We start from the raw sequence: 20,078 nt of genomic DNA, 5'->3' as shown, positions 1-20,078 counted from the left end.
ATATGACAGGGGATCATCGGAACAGTTCGCGGAATACCTCTACGGAACACTGTGACCTAGGGCGGAATCTTGCGGCTGTGGTGTTCCTTTGGCCGATCGGCTTACGGAACAGCTCAGGATGTCGTGGCGACTTGACCTGGCCCCCTCCGCCGGAGTTGACCAGCAAAGCCTCCGCCATCCCGACGCGCTGTCCGCCTGCGTGTGGGGCGCGTGCAGCGAAGGATCCTTCTCCGGGTGCCGTTAACGGTCGTTATCTAGAGCCTTCGGAGCTGTGTTGTTGATGTCGAGCACGAGGGTTTCGGCTTCCCGGGTTCGCGTGGTGGACGTGGTTACCTACAGCCCGTCCATCTCGCGAATTGTCTTGGAGGAGCGATGCATGTGGTGCGGGTGTTGTCCCCGGTCTCGCGACGTGAGTCGTGGACGGTCCTCGGCGACGACGGGCCGGTGGGACCGGTGGAGCGGTATCTGGCGTATCTGACCGACATCGAGCGGTCGCCGAACACGATCAAGGCGTATGCCCACGATCTAAAGGACTGGTTCGTCTTCCTCAGCCAGAAGGAGATCGACTGGCGGGCGGTCCGGCTGGAGGATGTCGCGGAGTTCGTGTCGTGGCTGCGGCGGCCGCCGAACACTCGGGACGGGTCGGTGGCCGTACTGCCATCGGTGGAGTATCACTGCACGGAATCGACCGTGAACAGGAAGCTGTCGGCGGTCAGCGCCTTTTACCAGCACGCCACCCGTAATGGCGTGGACTTGGGCGAACTGCTGGTGACGTGGCAGCCGGCCGGTCATCGTCGGGGAACGGGCTGGAAGCCGTTCCTGCATCATGTCACCAAGCGAGAGCCGCAGGCTTGGCGCGCGATCGCTTTGAAAGCGCCTCGGAAACTTCCGCGGGTGCTGACCGTCGCCGAGATGCAGGCCATTCTGAACGGTTGCGACCGGCTACGCGACAGGTTCCTGTTCGCCCTGCTGCACGAGACCGGCATGCGGATCGGCGAAGCGTTGGGCCTGCGACATGAGGACATCGCTGCCGCTGAGCGGGAAATCAGCATCGTGCCGCGGGACAACGACAACGGTGCTCGCACGAAATCCCAACGGCCACGGGCGATCCCCGTCAGCGGCGAGCTGGTTCGCCTCTATGCCGACTATCTGCATGGAGAGTACGGGGACCTGGATTCGGACTATGTCTTCGTCAACCTCTGGGCCGGTCCATACGGGCGTCCCTGGTCGTATCCGGCGGTCTACGACCTGGTCTGCCGCCTACGGCAACGGACCGGAATCGACTTCGATCCGCACTGGTGCCGGCACACCGCAGCCACCCGGATGCTGCGGGACGGTGTGCCGATCGAGGTCGTGTCGAAGCTGCTCGGCCACGCCAGTCTGACCGTCACCTCGACCGTCTACGGTCACCTCACCGTCGAAGACGCCCGGAAAATCCTTGAGAAAGCCGGATGGTTCAGCGGGAACGAGGTGACGTTGTGAACTCGAGTGCCTCGATCAGCGACATCAGTGAGGCCAGTGGAAACCGGCGGCCTCAAATCCGTGCGGCCAGCCGCGACGACGACCCCTGGGCCGAGGAATACAGTCGCGACACCTGGAATCTCCGTCGGGTCGGTGCGCGCCGCGAACACGGGCATCTGGCGTATCTGCGGTTCGGCGGCATCCCTCAAGGCTGGCTGAAGGAGTTGGCCAAGCGGTGGTCAAGGTGGCGGATCTCGGTCGGAAGGACCAGCGAGACCGTCGGCTTGGGCGTTCGCGCGATCACCAGGTTCGCTGAATTCCTTGCTGCACAGCCGATTCCGGTCCGCCACCTTGGAGAAATCGATCGATTACTGCTGGAGCGGTATCTGGCTCATCTGCACTCCGAATGTGGTGGGCGGGTGATGCACCGTCACATGATCGGGCAGCTCAATCAGTTCTTGATCGCGATCCGCCAGCATGGCTGGGACACTGCGCTGCCGGTCAGCGCCATGTTCTTCCCGGAGGACATCCCCAAGGATGGTGAGTGGCTGCCGCGGGCGTTGAGCGACCACGTCATGGCGCAACTGGAGAGCCCTCAGAATCTCGACAAGTGGCGCATTCCCGCATATCGGCTGGTGACACTCATCCTCATGCGATCCGGGCTACGCGTTACCGACGCGCTCGGTCTCGGCGTCGACTGCATCGTTCGTGACGGCGAAGGCGCGCCTTATCTGAGGTACTTCAACCACAAGATGCGCCGGGAAGCGTTGGTGCCCATCGACGAGGAACTGGAACAAGCCATCAAACAGCACCTGCACGATCTGGAAGGTCAATGGCCGCAAGGGGTTCCGCGCCTGTTCTCGCAAGAGAGGAACAATCCAGACGGTCAAAGGCCCATTTACGGTGACGTCTATCGCCGCGCTCTGCGCAGGTGGTTGGCGCGGTGCGATATCCGAGACGAGAACGGGCAGCGGGTCCGGGTCACGCCGCACCAGTGGCGGCATACTCTCGGGACCCGGCTGATCAACCGCGACGTTCCGCAGGAAGTGGTCCGCCGGATTCTCGATCACGATTCACACCTGATGACCGCGCGATATGCCCGGCTGTCTGATACGACTATCCGTCGCCACTGGGAAGCCGCCCACAAAGTCGGCGCCGCTGGCGATACCGTCGTCCTCGATCCGGATGGACCACTCGCCGAGGTGTCCTGGGCCAAACAGCGTGTCAGCCGGGCGACCCAGGCCCTGCCGAACGGATACTGCGGGCTTCCGCTGGTGAGAACCTGTCCGCATGCCAACGCGTGTTTGACCTGCCCGATGTTCGTGACTACCGCCGAGTTCCTCCCACAGCATCGACAGCACCGCCAGCAGGTCATCGAACTGATCTCCGCCGCCGATGCCCGCGGCCAGCAGCGCCTTGCGGAGATGAATGAGCAGATTCTCGGCAACCTGAACAACATCATCACCGCCCTCGAAAACGGCCCTAATTCCACCGAGCAAGGAGCGGCGGATGCGAGCTGACAACAGCCGGCACCTCGTTGCCGCAGCACATCACCGGCACGAACTAACCCGCAGCAAGGCCATACGAGCAATCCGCGAACTGGATGCCGCTGGCGCACCCGTGACCTTCCAGACCGTTGCCGCCGCCGCAGAGGTCTCGCGATCCTGGCTCTACTCCCAGCTCGACATCCGAGCCGAGATCCAGAGGCTACGCGATCTCAAACGCCGCGCCCCGGAAACGTCGCTACCAGCACGTCATCGCACCAGCGACCCATCGCTGGTCCGCCGACTGGAACTCGCGAATACCAGAAACCGGGAACTGGCCGAGGAAAACCAGCGGCTGCGACGCCAACTCGCAGAAGCACTCGGCCATCTTCGGCACGCGGGCATTCGCCCCGCACCTGAAATCGAGTCTCCCAGCCCTCCACCGCGTTCCAGGTCCATAACGATCGGCCCGTGCTGATCAACCATCCCATCAGGATCGTCTGTTTGTCGGCGACGTTGTCGCCGACAAACAGACGCAGGTCAGCACCACCGGGGCAATCAGCGGCTCTAGATAACGCTCGTTTCACCTGGTTCATGACGCCCTGTTCGGCGAGGCAGCCGCCGAACTCACTCCTGTTCGGGCGCTGGTGTGGGGTAGCGATACAACGAAACTTCTGAAGCTGTCATGGACCAGGTGGGAGCGAGTGCGCGGTCATTGATACTCGAGCAACGGCACGTGCCCCCTTCCCATCGATGGCGAGTGCAGGCGGCACCGCTCCCGCGGCGAATGTGGGATCGTCTCCATTTCCGTAGCTCTGAGAAGGGAAATTCTGCGTGATCAACGCTAAGAAGATCGTATGGCAGTCAGTGCGGTGCCGGATACCACGTGATCGACCAGAAAGACCTGGGGGACGTCGCCACCATCTTCCTCACCTACAACAACAGTGATGGCAACAATTGTGTAGTCACCGTGCGGGACCACCCGGGCGCCGCGATCCTCATGTCTGCCGACATCTCGAAATCCTTTGCGGACGGAAGCTCCAGCAACTTCACAGAAGACAAGGGTAACTACACCACCTACGCCGGCCCGGTGAAGGTGCACGCCCCCGGCGTTTGCATCAGGTGGGGAGGCGGCGCGGTGGGGTCCGTGCTCCGGACGGCCTGCTCACACCGAGCCGCCGGCTGGCCTCGGTAACCGGCGACGAGATCGGCGCGGCCCTCGAATCCCTGTGGGGCACAGCGGCGGTCAATACCTGGAACGCGCGCCGTGCGGCCGTGGGCAAGTGGCTGAGCTGGTGCCGCGAACAGGGCTGGGACGCACCGGCCGTTCCCACCTCGGCGGGCCGCTCGACCCCGCCGGACTCCGACACCCCGGTCCGCTCACGCACCGCGATCGACCGACTCATCACCCGCCGCGACATCCACATGCGGGAGAAGACGCTGTGGCGGATGCTGTATGAAACATGCGCTCGCGCAGACGAACTGCTCCAAGTCAACATCGAAGACCTGGACCTGGCCGGGCGCTGCTGCCCGGTGAAATCCAAAGGCGCGACACCCCGTACCCGCCGCCGCGGCGCCGCGCACCACGAATACGCTCTGGCGGCCGTGTACTGGGACGCGGGCACCGCCCGGCTGCTCCCGAGATTGATCAAGGACCGTAGCGCCGGTCCGTTGTTCGTCACCCACCGCCGTCCCGGGCCCGGCAAGTACCTCGCCGACCGCGACGTCTGCCCCGATACCGGGCTGGCACGGCTGTCCTACGACCAGGCGCGTGACCTCCTCGACGCCGCCACCGCGATCAATGGGACCGGAACCGGGTGGGACCTGCACGAACTCAGGCATTCCGGCCTCACACATCTGGGTGAATCCGGGGCCAGCCTGCTCGAACTCATGGCCAAGTCCCGGCACCGCAAACCCGAGAACCTGCGCCGCTACTTCAAACCGTCACCGCAAGCCATGCGCGACCTCACCAGCCTCCTCAGCCCCGGAGCCGAACGGTGACGCTGACCAGCAGCTACACGAACTTCGTTGTTTTCTGCGCCGTCCGGAACCCCAACAGCTCTGAGTACTGAACTCGACTGAACAGCAGTCGGTTTCAGTGGTATCGGCGTCCAGTTCGATACTGGACGCCGATACCCGTCAGGTCAGATCGCCGGTACGCCGGCCCAGCCGAGATGGGTATCGAAGAACCGGGCGTGATTGTCGGCCATGAATGCGGCCATCTGCTGATGCCTGCCCGGATAGACGTGCAACGCCTTGTCCTCAGAGGCACAGGCATCGAACAATTTCAGGCCGGGCTGACGGCCGATTTCCGAATCGTCCCATGAGATCGTGAACTCGACCGGGATCGTGAGCTGCCGGGCGGCCTCGATCACGGCGTCGTATGCGAAAACCGGTCCGAAAGCCGCTGCGGCGATTCGGGGTTCGGCCGTCGTCAGCATCAGCCCGATCACGACGCCCAAGGTGGTGCCGCCGTAGCCGATCGGAGCATCGGCGCCGATGTCCGGCAGCGCCTGCAGGGCATCGATGGTCGCCTGCCATTCCGGTACGGCCCGCTCGGCCAGCGAGGTGTTGTATTCGATGATGACCTGATCCATCGGCTCACCTGCCGCCCGGGCCGCATGTAGTGCGTCGACCCACTCCTGGTCCCGGGCATTTCGCGGACGGTCGCCATGACCGGGCGCATCGATGGCAGCAACCATGTAGCCCCTGGTGGTCACCAAGTGCTGTGCGCTGGCGACGAGTCCCGGCGCTCGCTTGTGCATGCCGCCGCTGTGTCCACTCAGGAGCAGCGGCGCGCCAGGTACGGGGCCGGATTCGGGTGAGAAGAGCACACCGGTGATGTCGCCGAGTGTGAAGGAACGCTCCAGAACGCCATCGGAAGATGTCTCAGCGCTGAAGTGAATAGTGTTGTGGTTCATGGTATTGCCTTTCGGGATTGCCTATCGGCGCTCCCGGCGACACCAATGTCAACCGACCGTCCGCGAACGGAAATGGGAGCACCCAACAACTACTGCGTTCATGGGTCTCACCTCCTTGCGTGTGTCACGGACTCGAAGAGAATAGCAGCAGAGGTGGGTCTCCCGTCAACAGTTTTTCTGACTCGAGCTCATGGCCAAATCCCGGCACGCAAACCCGAGAACCTGCGCCGCTACTTCAAACCCTCACTCCAGGCCATGCGCGACCTCACCAGCCTGCTCGGACCCGATCGCGGTCGCTGACAGCCGCTTCACCTGCGTCTACGCCATATCCGCCCGATTTTCGGCGAATACTACGGCGACCCCGACTCTTAGGGGAGGTTCCTACGGGCCGATACGCCGGTCGGTGGCGCTGCGCGTTGACATATGCAGGTAAATGCCTGCATAATTTTCGGCGTGCAATCCAAACCCGAGATGGACGCGGTTTTCAAGGCGCTGGCAGACGGCACCCGCCGACTGCTGCTGGACCGGCTGCGGGAGCACAACGGCCAGACGCTGCGGGAGCTATGCGAGCGGGTCGATATGGCCCGGCAGTCGTTGACCCAGCATCTCGACATTCTCGAGCGGGCCGGGCTGGTGACCGTGCTGCGGCGCGGGCGCGAGCGGGTGCACTACATCAATCCGACACCGATTTACGACATCGAACAGCGCTGGATCTCCGTCTTCGACCGCCCCCGGCTGGATGTCCTGCGCGCCATCAAGAACCAGGCAGAGGAGTACGCCATGACCGCCACCGTGCCGAGCTACGTCTACGTCACCTATATTCACGCCAGCGCCGAGCGGGTGTGGAAGGCGCTGACCGACGCCGACCTGACCGCCCAGTACTGGTTCCACGAGAATGTGTCCGACTGGCAGCCCGGTTCGCCCTGGGAGCACCGCCGCGCCGACGGCTCCGGCAAGATCGACGTCGTCGGCAAGGTGCTCGAGTCCGAACCGCCGACGAAGCTGGTCCTCACCTTCGAGGATTCCCCCGAGGAGGACCGCTCGCCGTCCGTGGTCACCTTCCTGGTCGAGTCCTACCGGGACATCGTCCGGCTCACCGTCACCCACGAAAATCTGCCGAACGAGCAAATGCTGCAAGGCATTTCGCGCGGCTGGCCCTCGGTGATCGCCAACCTCAAGTCTCTGCTGGAAACCGGCAAGGTCCTCCCACAGGCCCCGTGGGAAATGGACTCGGCGGTGCACGCCTGATGTTGGACACCACCGCATTGCGCGAGGCCTACGACTCGCTCCTGGAAGCCGCTGTCACCGTGGCCGATTCGGCCCACCTCCGGACGCCCCCGCCGGGTGAATGGAATGCCGATCGGATCCTGGCCCACGTCTGTCTCGTCACCGCGGGCACCATCGCCGCGGTGGCGGCGGGCGCGGCGGGCGAACACACCACCTACGACAATCGCCACGCCCTCGACACCTGGACCATCGACCGCGTGGCCGAGCGGGCGGGCGGGTTCTCCGGCCTGCGTGAGCGCCTGCGCCGTCAGGCCGAGATCCTCTGCGGCTTCGGCGGACCCGCCCTGTCCGATCCCGAACTCGATAGCCCCGTCCCGCTCCTCGGGCTCTCCGCGGGCGCCCTGCTCACCGACGCGGTCGTGCCGCTGCGCGGGCTGTTCGGGGGCCTGGCCGACATCGAAATCCCCAACCACACCCGGCAACTGTTGGCCCTACTGCCCGAGGAGGCCGCCGTCTGACATACGAAAGGCACCGGAGCGAGGGACATTCGCTCCGGTGCCTTTCACGGGTAATGCTTGCCGCGGGGCCCTCACCATTTGAGCATCGGGTTCTCCACGACTACTGCGAACACGGCTACGTCGACGACATCGACGAGCGCCGCGCGAGAGGAATCCTCACCATCCACGCCCCTGTGACCGCCGTGCCCACGCAAGCAAACCGCGGCCGAGTACCTCGCAACACTCCAAGAGGAACAGCCAGTGCAGGAACACACGCTCAGCGGCCGAACCGGGGGTTACGGCAGCACGTGACCCGCGCGTGGACTGCCGTCAGAACAGCGTGGCTCAGCGGCCGAACCGGGGGTTACGGCAGCACGTGACCCGCGCGTGGACTGCCGTCAGAACAGCGTGTCACGCACCCGCAAGGGCCGATATCGGTCGGCCCGAGCTGGGCGAGCTCGGCGTCGATGTCGATCGCGCCGAAGAAGTTGATGTTCTCGCTGTGCGCCGGGGAAATATGCGCCAACACCTCGTCATCGATGCGGCGCCCCGCCCGCCGCATCTGCTCGATCGCGAGCCCGTAATACTCTGTCGTCCAGGCGATTACCGCGTTCGTAACCAGCGTCAAGCACCAGGCTTGCTCGGTCTGGGCATCCAGGTGCCGCGCCCGGATGATGCCTTCATGGGCGTAAAGCAAGTCACGTTTGAGCGCGTGGATCGACTCGCCCTTGTTCAGCTGACGGGCGATCCTGCGCCGGTAGCCAGGATCCGATATATACCGGGCGGCGTAGATTGTACGGCGAAGCGCCCCATACTCTTTCAGCGCCGCCGCCAGCGAGTTCTGCCGACCCGACGCGGACAGTTTGCCGACCAGCAGCGACGCGGTCGCCTCCTCGCGGCTGATCTCCGGGAACTCCCGCAGACGCGCCAACTCCTCGTCCGCGAACACCCGCGTCGCCACGAACCCGAACCTCCAGCACGCCGACCAACCCCATCAGCGCCAAGCCAAGCACTACCAGCCAGAACTCGCATCTTGAGTACGAGAACTGTTAACTACCAACGGATTACGCATATCCGTTGGTTTTTCGGCGATTACTACCTGAACCCCAGGTACCTCGACGCCATCGCCAAGGTAATTCTCCACGCTGACGAACTGAAAGGATGACCATCGTGCCCACCCCTATTGAAGCCCTCACCGCGGAAGCCGAACGCGATGGAGTGCAGCAACTCGTCGTCGGCGCAGTCGTCGAACACGACAGCAAGGTCCTTCTCCTCCGTCGACCCGGCGACGACTTCATGGGCGGCATGTGGGAACTGCCCAGTGGCAAAGTCGAACCAGGCGAAGCCCTCGACCAAGCCCTCGCCCGCGAGGTCGAAGAGGAAACCGGCCTGCGGGTCACCGGACCCGCTCTACATCGACTGTTTCGACTACCGTTCCGGCAGCGGCAAACACAGCCGTCAATTCAACTGCACCAGGCTGCGTTTGAACCGCTGCTGGGCCAGGCTCCGCTCGACGCCCCCGATCGCCTCGATCTGCGCCGGACGCAAGCTCGACGTGTCCAGTACGGGCAGTAAGCGAACCTTGCCCCGCCATGTGGGCGCCGCGGGGTCTGCCGCCGCGTCACGGACGATACGCGCCAGCGTCGCCGGCTTGGGAAAGTGAAAAAGGTTGCGGGCGCGTAGTTGCGGGTCGTATCCGTTCGTGAAGTGGAGCTCGGAGCCGGTGGACTCGAACACGAACGGCAATCGGCCGTCCACTGTCAGCGACTTCAACCGGACGTCGGCGGGGAGACCATCGGCGTACATCGCCGACTGCCACTCCACCCCGGACAGGGGAGTCCCGACGGGCTTGGCCTCGATCACACCGACAGCCTTCTTATCGATGTAGAGCAAATAGTCGGCGCGGCCGTGACCGGGCGCCATCCCGGCCTCCCGCACCGCGACCCCCTGCGCGGCAAACAGGTTCAGTTCACGCTTGTCCTGCACCGCCCAACCGGCCGCGGCAAGTTGGGAGTCGATGACCACGCGGGCGCGCTGCTCAGCGGCAAGCCGCTGCCCCGCGAGATCGTCGGTCATATCGATGAAGAGTATCGGAGGAGACCGACATATACCTCCCGCGCTGTCGGACGCACGAGAGCGGGCCGCAATCCGGTTGGCCCGCTTCGCAGCCCACTCGAGACGGCCTCAGGCGGAGACGATCTGCTGTTCGCGCTGGAGTTCCAGTGCGATGTCGATGAGCTGGTCTTCCTGGCCACCGACGAGCTTGCGTTTGCCCGCGCGGACAAGCATTTCCGCCGCCGACACCCCATAGCGTTCGGCTTGGCGTTCGGCGTGCCTGAGGAAGCTCGAGTAGACGCCCGCGTATCCCATCATGAGGGCCTGGCGGTCCAGGAGGCATTCCTGCGGCATCACCGGGCGCACGACGTCTTCGGCGGCGTCGGCGATAGCGAAGAAGTCGATGCCGGTCTTGATGCCAAGTTTGTCGCAGACGCCGACGAATGCTTCGACGGGGGTGTTGCCGGCGCCCGCGCCGAAACGTCGTGCACTGCCATCGATTTGCTTGGCGCCGGCGCGGACCGCGTAGACCGAGTTGGCTACGGCCAGGTCCAGGTTCTCGTGACCGTGGAAGCCGACTTGGGCGTCGTCGCCCAACTCCGCGACGAGGGCGGCAACGCGGTCGGAAACCTGTTCCAGCACAAGGGCTCCGGCGGAGTCGACCACATAGACGCACTGGCAGCCCGCGTCGGCCATGATGCGGGCCTGCTTGGCCAGCGCCTCCGGCGGCTGGGTGTGCGCCATCATCAGGAAGCCGACGGTTTCCAGTCCGAGTTCGCGGGCCAGGCCGAAGTGCTGGATCGACACATCCGCCTCGGTGCAATGCGTCGCGATCCGGCAGATCGAGGCACCGTTGTCTTGGGAGACCTTGATGTCTTCCTTGACACCGACACCCGGGAGCATGAGGACCGCGATCTTGGCCTGCTTCGCCGTCTCGGCGGCGATCTTGACCAGTTCCTGCTCAGGAATATGGGAGAAGCCGTAGTTGAACGACGAGCCGCCGAGGCCGTCGCCGTGCGTCACCTCGATGACCGGAACACCGGAACCATCGAGCGCCGCAACGATATTGCGCACGTCCTCGCCGGTGAACTGGTGGCGCTTGTGGTGCGAACCGTCACGCAGCGAGGTATCGGTGACGCGGATGTCGAGTTCTGTCGAGTACGTCATGGTTTGATCCCTTCTCACGCCCGAGCCGCGGTGTCCGATTGGTCGCCTCGCTGCGCTCGGCTCGCAATTTGCTGGGCTATGACTTCGCCGACCTGGGTGGCGGCGGCTGTCATGATGTCGAGGTTGCCCGCGTACGGCGGCAGGAAATCGCCCGCGCCCTCGACCTCGACGAACACCGAAACCTTCGCCATACCACCGGAAACCACCGACGGCGGGTCGAACTGCGGCTCGTTGAGCAGCCGGTAGCCGGGCACGTACTTCTGGATGTCGGCGACCATCCGGCGGATGGAGCCGGCGATCGCGTCGGTGTCGGCGTCCTGCGGAATCGCGCAGAAGATGGTGTCGCGCATGATCATCGGTGGCTCGGCCGGGTTCAGGACGATGATCGCCTTGCCGCGCTGCGCACCTCCGATCGTCTCGACGCCACGGCTGGTGGTCTTGGTGAACTCGTCGATATTGGCGCGGGTGCCCGGTCCGGCGGATACCGAGGACACCGACGCCACGATCTCGGCGTAGGCCACCTCGACCACCCGCGACACCGCCGCCACGATCGGGATGGTGGCCTGGCCACCACAGGTGATCATGTTGACGTTCAACGCATCCAGGTTCGCGCCGAGGTTCACCGGCGGCACCACCGCGGGACCGACGGCGGCAGGCGTGAGGTCGACCGCCCGAATACCGGCCTCGGCGTACTTCGGCGCGGCGGCGCGGTGCACGTACGCGGAGGTCGCCTCGAAGATGAGGTCCGGCAGCTCGGACTGACCGAGCAGCCAGTCGACGCCCTCGGCGGAGGTCTCCAGACCCAGCCCACGAGCCCGCTTCAAACCCTCACTGTCCGGGTCGATTCCGATCATCCACCGCGGCTGCACCGTGGTGGAGCGCAGCAGTTTGTACAGCAGATCGGTACTGATATTGCCGGATCCGATGATCGCGGCGGTGACGGTCCCCGTTTCGGACACGGCAAGCCTCCTACGTGAATTGCAAACGAACGGAACCGAGTCCAGCGAACTCGGCGTGGAAAGAGTCGCCCGGATGGGCATCGATGGCGCGGGTGCACGAGCCGGGCAGCACGATGTCGCCCGCCTTCAACCGCACCCCGAAACTGGCGACCTTGCGGGCCAGCCAGGCCACCGCGATCACCGGATCACCGAGCACCGCGTCGCTGCGGCCCTCGGCGACCACCTCGCCATTGCGGGTGAGCACGGCGTCGATGGCCTTGATATCCAGGTCTTTCGGCGCGACCCGCTCGGCGCCGAGCACGAAACCCGCCGAGGACGCGTTGTCGGAAATGGTGTCGGTGAGCCCGATCTTCCAGTCCTTGATGCGCGAATCGATCAGCTCGATGGACGGGGCGTAGGCGACCGTCGCGGCCAGCACGTCGGCCTCGATGCAATCCTCGCCCGGCAGGTCCGCGCCGAGCACGAAACCCACCTCGACCTCGACGCGAGGCAACAGATACCGCGACGCCTCGACCGGAACGTCCTGGTAGACCTGCATATCCGCAAGCAGGTGGCCGTAATCGGGTTCGTCGACGCCCATCATCTGCTGCATCGCCAGCGAGGACAGACCTACCTTGTGCCCGACCACGCGGGCGCCGTTGTCGAGCTTGCGCCGGATATTGATCAGCTGGATCTTGTAGGCATCGACCACATCGATGTCGGGATGCCGGGCGACCAGGGGGTCGATGGGCACCCGATCGCGTTCGGCGAGTTCGAGTTCATCGGCGAGTTCGGTTCGTACCGCGTCGGACAGCACGCTAGTTTCCTTCCACTGTTGTCGAGTCGAGTACGGCTGCCCCAGCCTGTGCGCCTGCCGCGAACCTGCCCGCGCGCCGACCGGAGAAGATGCAGTCGGCCAGCGACAGACCGCTGACATACGAATCCGAGCAAATCCCGACCGCCGTCCGCCCCGCCGCGAAGAGGCCGGGAATATCGTTTCCGGCAGCCGTTTGCACCGATCCGGTGGTCTCGTCGACGACCACGCCACCGAGCGTGAGCATCGGGCACGGATTGATGACACTGGGCTTGATGCCGACATCCAACAACCAGAACGGCCCTACGCCTACCGGTTTGGTGAATTCGGCCGGTTTGCCGACCGGGTCGGGCGTGCCGTCCTCGATCGCGGCATTGTGCTCCGCCACAGTCGCGCGCAGTCCGGCCGCGTCGATACCTGCCTTCGCGGCAACCGCGTCGAGGGTTGCGCCACGCACCGCGGTGCGGCGCAGTGCCTCGAACTGACCGCGCTGGAACCAGGCCGACTGCTTCGGGATCTGGGCGATCGCGGCGCGCATCAGCGCATCGTCGGCCAGCAGCCAGCCCTTGCCGTCGTGCTCGGTGATCAGTGCGTGCCCGACCGCGGCGCCGTAGCGGGTTTCGTCGATGACCCGGCGGCCCGCCGCATCCACCAGCAACGCGCCGGTAAAAGCACTGGGCGGCAAGATGAATCGCCACGCCGAGACATTGCCCATTCGGTCGGTGGCCGCACCCACCTGCCCCGCCATCCGTATGCCGCTACCGTCGTCACCGGTGGTGCCGAGCGGTAAGCCGCCGCGATATCGCGGCCCGTATTCCTGCATCATCGTGCGATTGGCGATGAATCCACCGGCGCTGAGCACCACGCCCCGGCGCGTCTGGATCCGAATCGTGGTGCTGTAGCGGCGATCCAGCTCGGCCAGTCGCCGTTCCAGCGCCTTGCGCAGCGGCGGATAGTAGATGCCGGGCTTGGCAGCGATTTTCGCCATCCGGGTGTAGCGGTCGCGGACCCGGCCGGGGGCGTCGCGCAGCGTGCGGCACTCGACACCGATCACGGTGCCGTTGTCATCGACGATCAATTCGGTTACCCGCGTGAGGGTTTCCACCCGCACGCCCAGCCGCGACGCGGATGCCGCGAGCGGGGCGAAGAGCTGCCTGCCGGAGGTACCCTTGCCCTTGACGCGGTGTCCGCGCTGCGCGGGTGTCGCGACCTCGCGGCCGTAACCGGATACCTCGCTGCCCGAGTAGTAGAGGTAGTAGCTGTCGTTCGGATAGGACGTCTTGTAGGGGCACAGCGACGCCTCGAACGGGACGCCGTGGCCGATCAACCACTCGATCATGGCGGGGCTCTCGGCCACGAAGCGCCGCAGCGTCTCGGGCGATACGGCGGTGCCGACCTCACGCTCGAGGTAAGCAAGCATCTGCTCCGGTGTATCGGTCACACCGCCCGCTTGCTGCACCGACGTGCCGCCGCCCGCATAGATGATGCCGCCGGACAGCGCGGATGCGCCACCACCAGCGAACCGCTCGAGTACCAGCACCTGCGCGCCTTCTGCCGTCGCTTCCAGCGCGGCCGCGGCACCCGCCGCGCCGTATCCGACGACCACCACGTCGGCGGCCAGGTCCCAATCGAGGCCCATGTACTTCACTCCGGTCTGAAACTGAAACGAGTTTCTCAGCGTATGAAATGCCGAGCAAGTCTTCTGCCACACAACATAGACCAATGGCGGCATCATTCTATAACGTGTTCTATATGACTGATCGGGAATACGATGTGGTGGTGGTCGGCAGCGGCGCCGCCGGCATGACCGCCGCCCTCGCTGCCGCACACCACGGGCTGAGCGCGGTGATCATTGAGAAGGCCGCGTTCTACGGCGGGTCGACCGCCCGCTCCGGTGGTGGCGTGTGGATCCCCGGCAACAAGGCACTGCGCGCGTCGGGCCGACCCGACGACCGCGAGGCGGCCCGCACCTACCTGCACAGCATCATCGGCGACGCCGTCCCCAAGGAGCGGATCGATACCTACATCGACCACGGCGCCGAGGCCTTCGACTTCGTGCTCGATCACACGCCGCTGAAGATGCGTTGGGTGCCGGGCTACTCCGACTACTACCCGGAGGCACCTGGCGGCACCGCCGACGGACGCTCGTGCGAACCGAAGCCGTTCAACGCCAAGATCCTTGGCGAGGAACGCTTCAAGCTGGAACCGCCGTACAGCAAGACGCCGCTGAATGTCGCGGTGACCCAGGCGGATTTCAAGCTGCTCAACCTGATCAAGCGGCACCCGACCGGCATGCTGCGGGCGATGCGGGTCGGCGCGCGCACCACCTGGGCAAAGCTCACCAACAAGCATCTGATGGTGATGGGCCAGGCGCTGGCCGCGGCCATCCGCAAGGGTCTGATGGATGCCGAGGTCCCGCTGCTGCTGAATACTCCGCTGACCGGACTGATCACCGAGAACGGCTCGGTCACCGGTGTCACGGCCACCCACGACGGCGAGGAGATCCGGCTGCGCGCCAGGCACGGCGTGGTGCTGGCCGCGGGCGGCTTCGAGCACAATGCCGAGATGCGCCACAAGTACCAGCGCGAACCGATCAGCACCGAGTGGACCACCGGCGCCGCGGCCAATACCGGCGACGGCATCCGGGCCGGTATTGAACTCGGCGCGGCCATCGACGTGATGTCGGACGCCTGGTGGGGGCCGACCGTCTTCAAGGGCGGCAAGCCGTGGTTCTGCCTGGCCGAACGCAATCTGCCCGGCTGCATCATCGTCAACTCCGACGGCAAGCGATTCGGTAATGAGGCCGCTCCTTACGTCGAGGCCGTGCACACGATGTACGGCGGTGAATACGGGCAGGGTGCGGGGCCGGGTGAAAACGTGCCCGCCTGGCTTGTCTTCGACCAGCGCTACCGCGATCGCTACATCTTCGCGGGCCTGCAGCCCGGACTGCGGTTTCCGTCCCGCTGGATGGAAAACGATCTGATCGTGCAGGCCCCGACGCTGGCCGAACTGGCCGCCAAGCTCGGGGTGCCGGAGCAGAATCTGGCGGATACCGTGCAGCGGTTCAACACGTTCGCGCAGACCGGCGTCGACGAGGATTTCGGGCGCGGCAAGAGCGCCTACGACCACTACTACGGCGACCCGACGGTGAAGCCGAACCCGTGCCTGGCCGCACTCGTGCAGGGGCCGTACTACGCGGCCAAGATGGTGCCCGGCGATCTCGGCACCAAGGGCGGCCTGGTCACCGACACCGCGGGCCGGGTGCTGCGCGAGGACCAGAGCGTCATCGAGGGCCTCTACGCCGCGGGTAACTCCAGCGCCCCGGTGATGGGCCACACCTACGCGGGCCCCGGCGCGACCATCGGCCCGGCGCTGACCTTCGGGTACCTGTCGGTGCTCGACATCGTGAAGCGCAAGCAGGAGAAGCCCGCCGAAACGGTCGCCGAGGCGTGACGGGATCGGGGCGTCCCACGGAACGGACGCCCCTTGCCCATCCCGGGTCGGCACCGCAGTATCGATCCGAGCAGACGCCTGCGCCGGAGTCCGACCGGAAGTGCCTGTCATCGCGGCGAACGAGGTGACCTTCCGCCGCCGAGCATTCCTAGGAGAATTGATGCCCATCGATCCGAAAGTCGCTCTGGGAGCAGAACTTCCAAGCCGGGAGTTCGCCTGGTCGCCGTCCGATGTGCAGCTGTATCAGCTCGGGCTCGGTGCGGGTGCACGCTGGAGGGATCCGGCCGAGCTGCGCTACCTCGACGATCGCGGGCCGCAGGTGCTGCCGACGTTCGCGACCGTCGCGGCCACATTTCACGACACCGAGCCGCCGAAGGTCCAGTTCCCCGGCATCGATATCGATCTGGCGAAGGTGGTGCACGGTCACCAGGAGGTCGAGGTGCACCGTCCGATCCCGGCCGAATGCAAGGCGGCGAGCACCGGGCGAATCACCGAGCTCTGGGACAAGGGCTCCGCCGCCGTTGTCGTACAGGAGCAGACGGTCACCGGTTGCGACGGTCAGCCGCTGTGGACGGCGCGCTCGTCCATCTTCGCCAAGGGCGAGGGCGGCTTCGGTGGCGAACGCGGGCCGAGCACCACGTCCGAACTGCCCGATCGCGCACCGGATTTCGACGTCACCACGCCGACGCTGCCGCAGCAGGCGCTGCTGTACCGGATGTGCGGCGACCGCAATCCGCTGCATTCCGACCCCGAATTCGCCCGCGCCGCAGGCTTTCCCGACCCGCTCCTGCACGGCCTATGCACCTACGGCATCGTCTGCAAGACCGCGACGGATACGGTGCTGGACTCGGACGCGAGCCGGGTCACCGGATTCCGTGCCCGCTTCGCGGGTGTGCTCTACCCCGGTGAAACCCTCCGCACCCGGATCTGGCGTGCGGACAACGAATTGATCATCGCGGCAACGGTTGTCGAACGTGATGACGCACCGGTACTGGGAGACGTGTCGCTGCGCTTCCGGCCCGCCTGAGCACACCGCCGTCGGCTCGGCGGCCCGGTCTCACTTCGAGACACGACCAGCGAGCCGGGGCCGAAGGCGGTACGCACCGAACCTTCGGTGGACATCCGGCCATTTCGGTCGCGAGAGGATCGTTCCGACATGGGCTTGGCCATGGCGCTCTACCCGATGCGAGACCCCGCCGCGGCCGAACACGCACAGATCGCCGACCGCGACCATACGGAATGGCTCGGCTCGTCGCACCGCGACGGCGCGGCAATTGTGGGGGTGGGCACTGGAGCTGAACGAGGACGACCGGTAGCCGTCCGGCCCGGCTACTACCCGTCGGTAACGGCGCCGCCGCCGACACTTCCGCGTCGGGCGCTCAGTCCCTGAATCACTAGGGCATACAACACGATCACCAGGATCGGGGCCGCTATCGGCGCCCAGGCCAGGCGCAGTGGCAGCATTGCCGCGCCGACCGCGGCCGCGGCGAAAGCCACTGCGCCGACAACCGAGGGGACCGTCGTCGCAACCACGCCGACCGGCGCTGAGACGGTCGCGGCGTTCAGCAGGTAAGCGGTGGCGACCAATCCCGTCGCGGCGGCGGCGAGTACGCCGGTGTCGGCGACGGCGAGCACGGCGATGGCGAGCAGGACCGCGGCGACGGCGCAGAGTCTCAACCACCAACCCGCGGCGACCAGGATCAGCGCCGGTATACCTGCCCATGGCGTCATGAGGGTTACCGACGCGACCAGCAGCGCACCGGACAAGACTGCCAGGAAACGGATCATCGGCGTACCCGCACGGTCCGCCGATGCTCCGGGATCAGGCGCATGACCTCGTCGAGGCGGGCGGTCTCGGGCCAGGCCACGATGTCCACGCCGACGGTACCCATGTCGCGGTACATCGACGTTCGCTCCAGTTGCCACATTTTGGCCAGGGTCGGATCGAGATGGGCGTGAAAAGGTGTGCCGCGCAATACATCCACGACAACCACCACGTGTCCTCGCTTGCGCAGATCGATCAGTGCCAGCGCGAACTGGGTGTCGAGCAGCGTGGAGAAGGCGACGACGATGGCGCCGAGCGGCACCGCCCTGTGCGGCGCCAGCGTGCCGGTGGTCGGTATGTGCTCGTCGCCCACGTCCAGCACCGTGTCGACGATTCGGTAGAACTGGCGGCGCCCGATATCCGGCCGCAGCCAACGTGGTTGCTGCCCCAGGCAGACGACCGCGGTGCGATCTCCGGCCTGCAGCGTCGACTGCACCACCTGCGCCGCGCCGCGCACCGACAGCTCCAGCGAATCGGTGGCCGGGCCCGGCGCCTGCTGCGAGGTATCCACCAGCACTACCACCTCCGCAGCACGATTGGTCAGCCGCTCGGTGACATACAGTCGGCCGCGCCGCGCGCTCACAGGCCAGTTCACGATCCGCAACTGGTCGCCGGGAGCGTAGGCCCGGATGTCGGCATACTCGACGCCGGGACCGTGCTTACGGGTGAGGTGGGTGCCGAGCCGCTCCGGAAGTTCGATGCGCGGCAACCGCATTCGCTGCGGATCGGTGATCGGATACACGAAGAGCTGACCGGCGGGCAGCACCGCGGTGGCCACCGACAGTCCCGCCGGGCTGAGCGCGGAAACTCGCACCGACAGCGGATACCGGCCCCACCGGTCCGCTGTCAGCGCCAGCCGCAGCCCGGCGGGAGCCGCCCCGGAATCGCTCGCCTCCTCGACCTCGATCCCGAGTCCCGCAACCTTTTCCGGCTTGCAGCGCAGCAGCACGTGGCCGGATTCTACGAAGGCCGCGACCGTCAGCACGACCTCCTCCGATTCGAAGCACCGCAGCGTCCCGCCGCCGTCGACCTGGATCTTGGTCGAGGACTGCTGCCACGGCCCGGTGGCGAGCACACCGAGCAGCGGTGCGGCGAAAACCACCAGTTGCCACCGGCCGAGCACCACCGCGAGCAGCAACGCCGCCGCCGCGCCGAGGGCCAGCATGAAGACCAGTGGCGCTGGCCGCCACCGCAATTCGGCCTCGACCGTCGTGCTCGCGTCGCGATGTCTCATGGTTGACGGCTCACGTCACAGAGGCGCGCGGAACAGGCAGGCGGCGCAACAACTCGGCGATGACATCCTCGCCGCGAATCCGGCGCACCCACATCTCCGGCCGCAACGTGATCCGGTGCGCCATCGCCGGAATCGCCAGCGCCTTCACATCCTCCGGGATCACATAATCCCGCCCGAGCAACAGGGCCCGCGCCCGCGACATCTGCACCAGATCCAGTTCGGCGCGCGGACTCGCGCCCACCTCCACCTGTGGATGCCCGCGCGTCGCACCTGCCAGCGCGACCACGTAGCTGACCACGTCGGAATGCACCGTGACGAACTCGACCGACTGCCGCATCTCCAGCAGCCCGTTCGCGTCCACCACCTGCCCCACCGTCGCCGGTGTCGAGCCGCGCTCCAACCGGCGGCGGATCATCTGCGTTTCGTCGTGCTCGGACAGGTAGCCGAGGCGCAACTGGATCGCGAAGCGGTCGAGCTGGGCCTCCGGCAGCGGATAGGTGCCCTCGTATTCGATCGGGTTGTCGGTCGCAAGCACGATGAAAGGCTGTGGCAGCGGGAAGGTTTCGCCATCGATACTGACCTGCCCCTCGGCCATGGCCTCCAGCAGCGCCGCCTGCGTCTTCGGCGGGGTCCGGTTGATCTCGTCGGCCAGCAGCACGTTGGTGAACACCGGCCCGCGCCGGAACGTGAACCGGCCCGAGGACATGTCGTAGATGGTGGACCCGAGTAGATCGGCGGGCAGTAGATCCGGCGTGAACTGCACGCGGGTGAAATCCAGGCCGAGCGCGGCGGCGAAGGACCTGGCGATGAGTGTTTTGCCGAGGCCGGGGAGGTCCTCGATCAGGACGTGACCGCCGGATAGCACGGCGATCATGATCAGTTGCAACTCATCCTGCTTGCCAACGATGACCCGGGACAGCTCCCGAAGCACCGCCTCGCTGCGCTGGACGGTCGCGTCCATCGGCATCGTCATTTATCTACCCGCACTTGCCTCAACCCATT

At 65.8% G+C, this 20,078-nt stretch carries 18 protein-coding genes and 1 pseudogene; 9 read left to right on the top strand and 10 right to left on the bottom strand.

Annotated features, from left to right (window positions below):
- Nucleotides 1-372 precede the first annotated feature (372 nt).
- The 4 genes from ACV7NQ_RS19315 (at nt 373) to ACV7NQ_RS19300 (ending at nt 4,946) form a co-directional block, all read left to right on the top strand.
- Nucleotides 373-1,482 (top strand): site-specific integrase, encoded by a 1,110-nt coding sequence (locus tag ACV7NQ_RS19315; RefSeq protein WP_463360932.1) that lies wholly within the window; start codon nt 373-375, stop codon nt 1,480-1,482.
- Complete coding sequence (locus ACV7NQ_RS19310; RefSeq protein ID WP_463360931.1) at nt 1,479-2,981, top strand: tyrosine-type recombinase/integrase; 1,503 nt, start codon at nt 1,479-1,481, stop codon at nt 2,979-2,981. The genes ACV7NQ_RS19315 and ACV7NQ_RS19310 overlap by 4 nt, the downstream gene beginning before the upstream one ends.
- Complete coding sequence (locus ACV7NQ_RS19305; protein WP_463360930.1) at nt 2,971-3,423, top strand: DUF6262 family protein; 453 nt, start codon at nt 2,971-2,973, stop codon at nt 3,421-3,423. Before ACV7NQ_RS19310 ends, ACV7NQ_RS19305 begins: the two co-directional genes overlap by 11 nt.
- A gap of 635 nt (nt 3,424-4,058) precedes the next feature.
- Nucleotides 4,059-4,946: a tyrosine-type recombinase/integrase gene (locus ACV7NQ_RS19300; protein WP_463360929.1), complete on the top strand. Its 888-nt coding sequence runs from the start codon at nt 4,059-4,061 to the stop codon at nt 4,944-4,946.
- Nucleotides 4,947-5,089: 143 nt separating this feature from the next.
- Here ACV7NQ_RS19300 and ACV7NQ_RS19295 read toward each other — a convergent pair whose 3' ends face one another.
- A complete protein-coding gene (locus ACV7NQ_RS19295; RefSeq protein ID WP_463365744.1) occupies nt 5,090-5,851 on the bottom strand; it encodes a dienelactone hydrolase family protein in 762 nt (253 codons plus the stop codon).
- 486 nt (nt 5,852-6,337) lie between these two features.
- Here ACV7NQ_RS19295 and ACV7NQ_RS19290 point away from each other — a divergent pair, with 486 nt between their 5' ends.
- On the top strand, nt 6,338-7,114 hold the full coding sequence (locus ACV7NQ_RS19290) for an ArsR/SmtB family transcription factor (protein WP_463365743.1): 777 nt from the start codon (nt 6,338-6,340) through the stop codon (nt 7,112-7,114).
- Nucleotides 7,114-7,611, top strand: coding sequence for a hypothetical protein (locus ACV7NQ_RS19285; RefSeq protein WP_463360928.1), 498 nt, complete (start codon nt 7,114-7,116; stop codon nt 7,609-7,611). Before ACV7NQ_RS19290 ends, ACV7NQ_RS19285 begins: the two co-directional genes overlap by 1 nt.
- A 377-nt stretch (nt 7,612-7,988) precedes the next feature.
- Here ACV7NQ_RS19285 and ACV7NQ_RS19280 read toward each other — a convergent pair.
- Nucleotides 7,989-8,479: pseudogene (locus ACV7NQ_RS19280) on the bottom strand (Tn3 family transposase); the annotation flags it as partial.
- A gap of 272 nt (nt 8,480-8,751) precedes the next feature.
- Here ACV7NQ_RS19280 and ACV7NQ_RS19275 point away from each other — a divergent pair.
- Complete coding sequence (locus tag ACV7NQ_RS19275) at nt 8,752-9,165, top strand: NUDIX domain-containing protein (protein WP_463360927.1); 414 nt, start codon at nt 8,752-8,754, stop codon at nt 9,163-9,165.
- On the opposite strand, the gene ACV7NQ_RS19270 is transcribed toward ACV7NQ_RS19275, so the two are convergent.
- The 5 genes from ACV7NQ_RS19270 to ACV7NQ_RS19250 all read right to left on the bottom strand — a co-directional run bounded on the left by ACV7NQ_RS19270 (nt 9,049) and on the right by ACV7NQ_RS19250 (nt 14,203).
- A complete protein-coding gene (locus tag ACV7NQ_RS19270) occupies nt 9,049-9,666 on the bottom strand; it encodes a hypothetical protein (RefSeq protein WP_463360926.1) in 618 nt (205 codons plus the stop codon). The two genes, ACV7NQ_RS19275 and ACV7NQ_RS19270, sit on opposite strands and share 117 nt — an antisense overlap.
- Nucleotides 9,667-9,774: 108 nt before the next feature.
- Complete coding sequence (dmpG, locus tag ACV7NQ_RS19265; protein ID WP_463360925.1) at nt 9,775-10,812, bottom strand: 4-hydroxy-2-oxovalerate aldolase; 1,038 nt, start codon at nt 10,810-10,812, stop codon at nt 9,775-9,777.
- A 14-nt stretch (nt 10,813-10,826) separates the two neighbouring features.
- Nucleotides 10,827-11,771 (bottom strand): acetaldehyde dehydrogenase (acetylating), encoded by a 945-nt coding sequence (locus ACV7NQ_RS19260; protein ID WP_463360924.1) that lies wholly within the window; start codon nt 11,769-11,771, stop codon nt 10,827-10,829.
- A 10-nt stretch (nt 11,772-11,781) separates the two neighbouring features.
- Entirely contained in the window at nt 11,782-12,567 is a 786-nt protein-coding gene (locus ACV7NQ_RS19255; RefSeq protein ID WP_463360923.1) for a 2-keto-4-pentenoate hydratase, read from the bottom strand.
- A gap of 1 nt (nt 12,568) precedes the next feature.
- On the bottom strand, nt 12,569-14,203 hold the full coding sequence (locus tag ACV7NQ_RS19250) for an FAD-binding protein (RefSeq protein WP_463360922.1): 1,635 nt from the start codon (nt 14,201-14,203) through the stop codon (nt 12,569-12,571).
- Between the two features lie 83 nt (nt 14,204-14,286).
- On the opposite strand from ACV7NQ_RS19250, the gene kstD reads away from it, so the two are divergent.
- On the top strand, nt 14,287-16,017 hold the full coding sequence (gene kstD, locus ACV7NQ_RS19245; protein ID WP_463360921.1) for a 3-oxosteroid 1-dehydrogenase: 1,731 nt from the start codon (nt 14,287-14,289) through the stop codon (nt 16,015-16,017).
- Nucleotides 16,018-16,177: 160 nt separating this feature from the next.
- Nucleotides 16,178-17,044: a MaoC family dehydratase gene (locus ACV7NQ_RS19240; protein WP_463360920.1), complete on the top strand. Its 867-nt coding sequence runs from the start codon at nt 16,178-16,180 to the stop codon at nt 17,042-17,044.
- A gap of 305 nt (nt 17,045-17,349) precedes the next feature.
- Here the strand turns inward: ACV7NQ_RS19240 and ACV7NQ_RS19235 are convergent, their stop codons facing one another.
- From ACV7NQ_RS19235 to ACV7NQ_RS19225, 3 genes are read right to left on the bottom strand one after another with little or no spacing between them, the layout of a single operon-like run.
- Nucleotides 17,350-17,805 carry a hypothetical protein gene (locus ACV7NQ_RS19235; protein ID WP_463360919.1) on the bottom strand — a complete coding sequence of 152 codons (456 nt, stop codon included), beginning with the start codon at nt 17,803-17,805 and terminating at the stop codon, nt 17,350-17,352.
- Nucleotides 17,802-19,076: a DUF58 domain-containing protein gene (locus ACV7NQ_RS19230; protein WP_463360918.1), complete on the bottom strand. Its 1,275-nt coding sequence runs from the start codon at nt 19,074-19,076 to the stop codon at nt 17,802-17,804. The genes ACV7NQ_RS19235 and ACV7NQ_RS19230 overlap by 4 nt, the downstream gene beginning before the upstream one ends.
- Before the next feature lie 10 nt (nt 19,077-19,086).
- The gene (locus ACV7NQ_RS19225) at nt 19,087-20,049 is read right to left on the bottom strand and encodes an AAA family ATPase (protein ID WP_463360917.1); all 963 of its coding nucleotides are present in this window, start codon (nt 20,047-20,049) and stop codon (nt 19,087-19,089) included.
- Nucleotides 20,050-20,078 lie beyond the last annotated feature (29 nt).

The organism is Nocardia sp. Tas62D01 (genome assembly GCF_055232035.1).
Note: the sequence above shows the minus strand (reverse complement) of the source record. Positions and strands in the feature narration are given on the sequence as shown.

Excerpts from the sequence above, each read along its gene's own strand:
- ACV7NQ_RS19270 (WP_463360926.1), bottom strand. The coding sequence starts at position 9,666 with ATGACCGACGATCTCGCGGGGCAGCGGCTTGCCGCTGAGCAGCGCGCC.
- ACV7NQ_RS19235 (WP_463360919.1), bottom strand. The coding sequence starts at position 17,805 with ATGATCCGTTTCCTGGCAGTCTTGTCCGGTGCGCTGCTGGTCGCGTCG.
- ACV7NQ_RS19290 (WP_463365743.1), top strand. The coding sequence starts at position 6,338 with ATGGACGCGGTTTTCAAGGCGCTGGCAGACGGCACCCGCCGACTGCTG.
- ACV7NQ_RS19315 (WP_463360932.1), top strand. The coding sequence starts at position 373 with ATGCATGTGGTGCGGGTGTTGTCCCCGGTCTCGCGACGTGAGTCGTGG.
- ACV7NQ_RS19285 (WP_463360928.1), top strand. The coding sequence starts at position 7,114 with ATGTTGGACACCACCGCATTGCGCGAGGCCTACGACTCGCTCCTGGAA.
- kstD (WP_463360921.1), top strand. The coding sequence starts at position 14,287 with ATGGCGGCATCATTCTATAACGTGTTCTATATGACTGATCGGGAATAC.
- ACV7NQ_RS19275 (WP_463360927.1), top strand. The coding sequence starts at position 8,752 with ATGACCATCGTGCCCACCCCTATTGAAGCCCTCACCGCGGAAGCCGAA.
- ACV7NQ_RS19250 (WP_463360922.1), bottom strand. The coding sequence starts at position 14,203 with ATGGGCCTCGATTGGGACCTGGCCGCCGACGTGGTGGTCGTCGGATAC.
- dmpG (WP_463360925.1), bottom strand. The coding sequence starts at position 10,812 with ATGACGTACTCGACAGAACTCGACATCCGCGTCACCGATACCTCGCTG.
- ACV7NQ_RS19225 (WP_463360917.1), bottom strand. The coding sequence starts at position 20,049 with ATGACGATGCCGATGGACGCGACCGTCCAGCGCAGCGAGGCGGTGCTT.
- ACV7NQ_RS19230 (WP_463360918.1), bottom strand. The coding sequence starts at position 19,076 with ATGAGACATCGCGACGCGAGCACGACGGTCGAGGCCGAATTGCGGTGG.
- ACV7NQ_RS19305 (WP_463360930.1), top strand. The coding sequence starts at position 2,971 with ATGCGAGCTGACAACAGCCGGCACCTCGTTGCCGCAGCACATCACCGG.
- ACV7NQ_RS19240 (WP_463360920.1), top strand. The coding sequence starts at position 16,178 with ATGCCCATCGATCCGAAAGTCGCTCTGGGAGCAGAACTTCCAAGCCGG.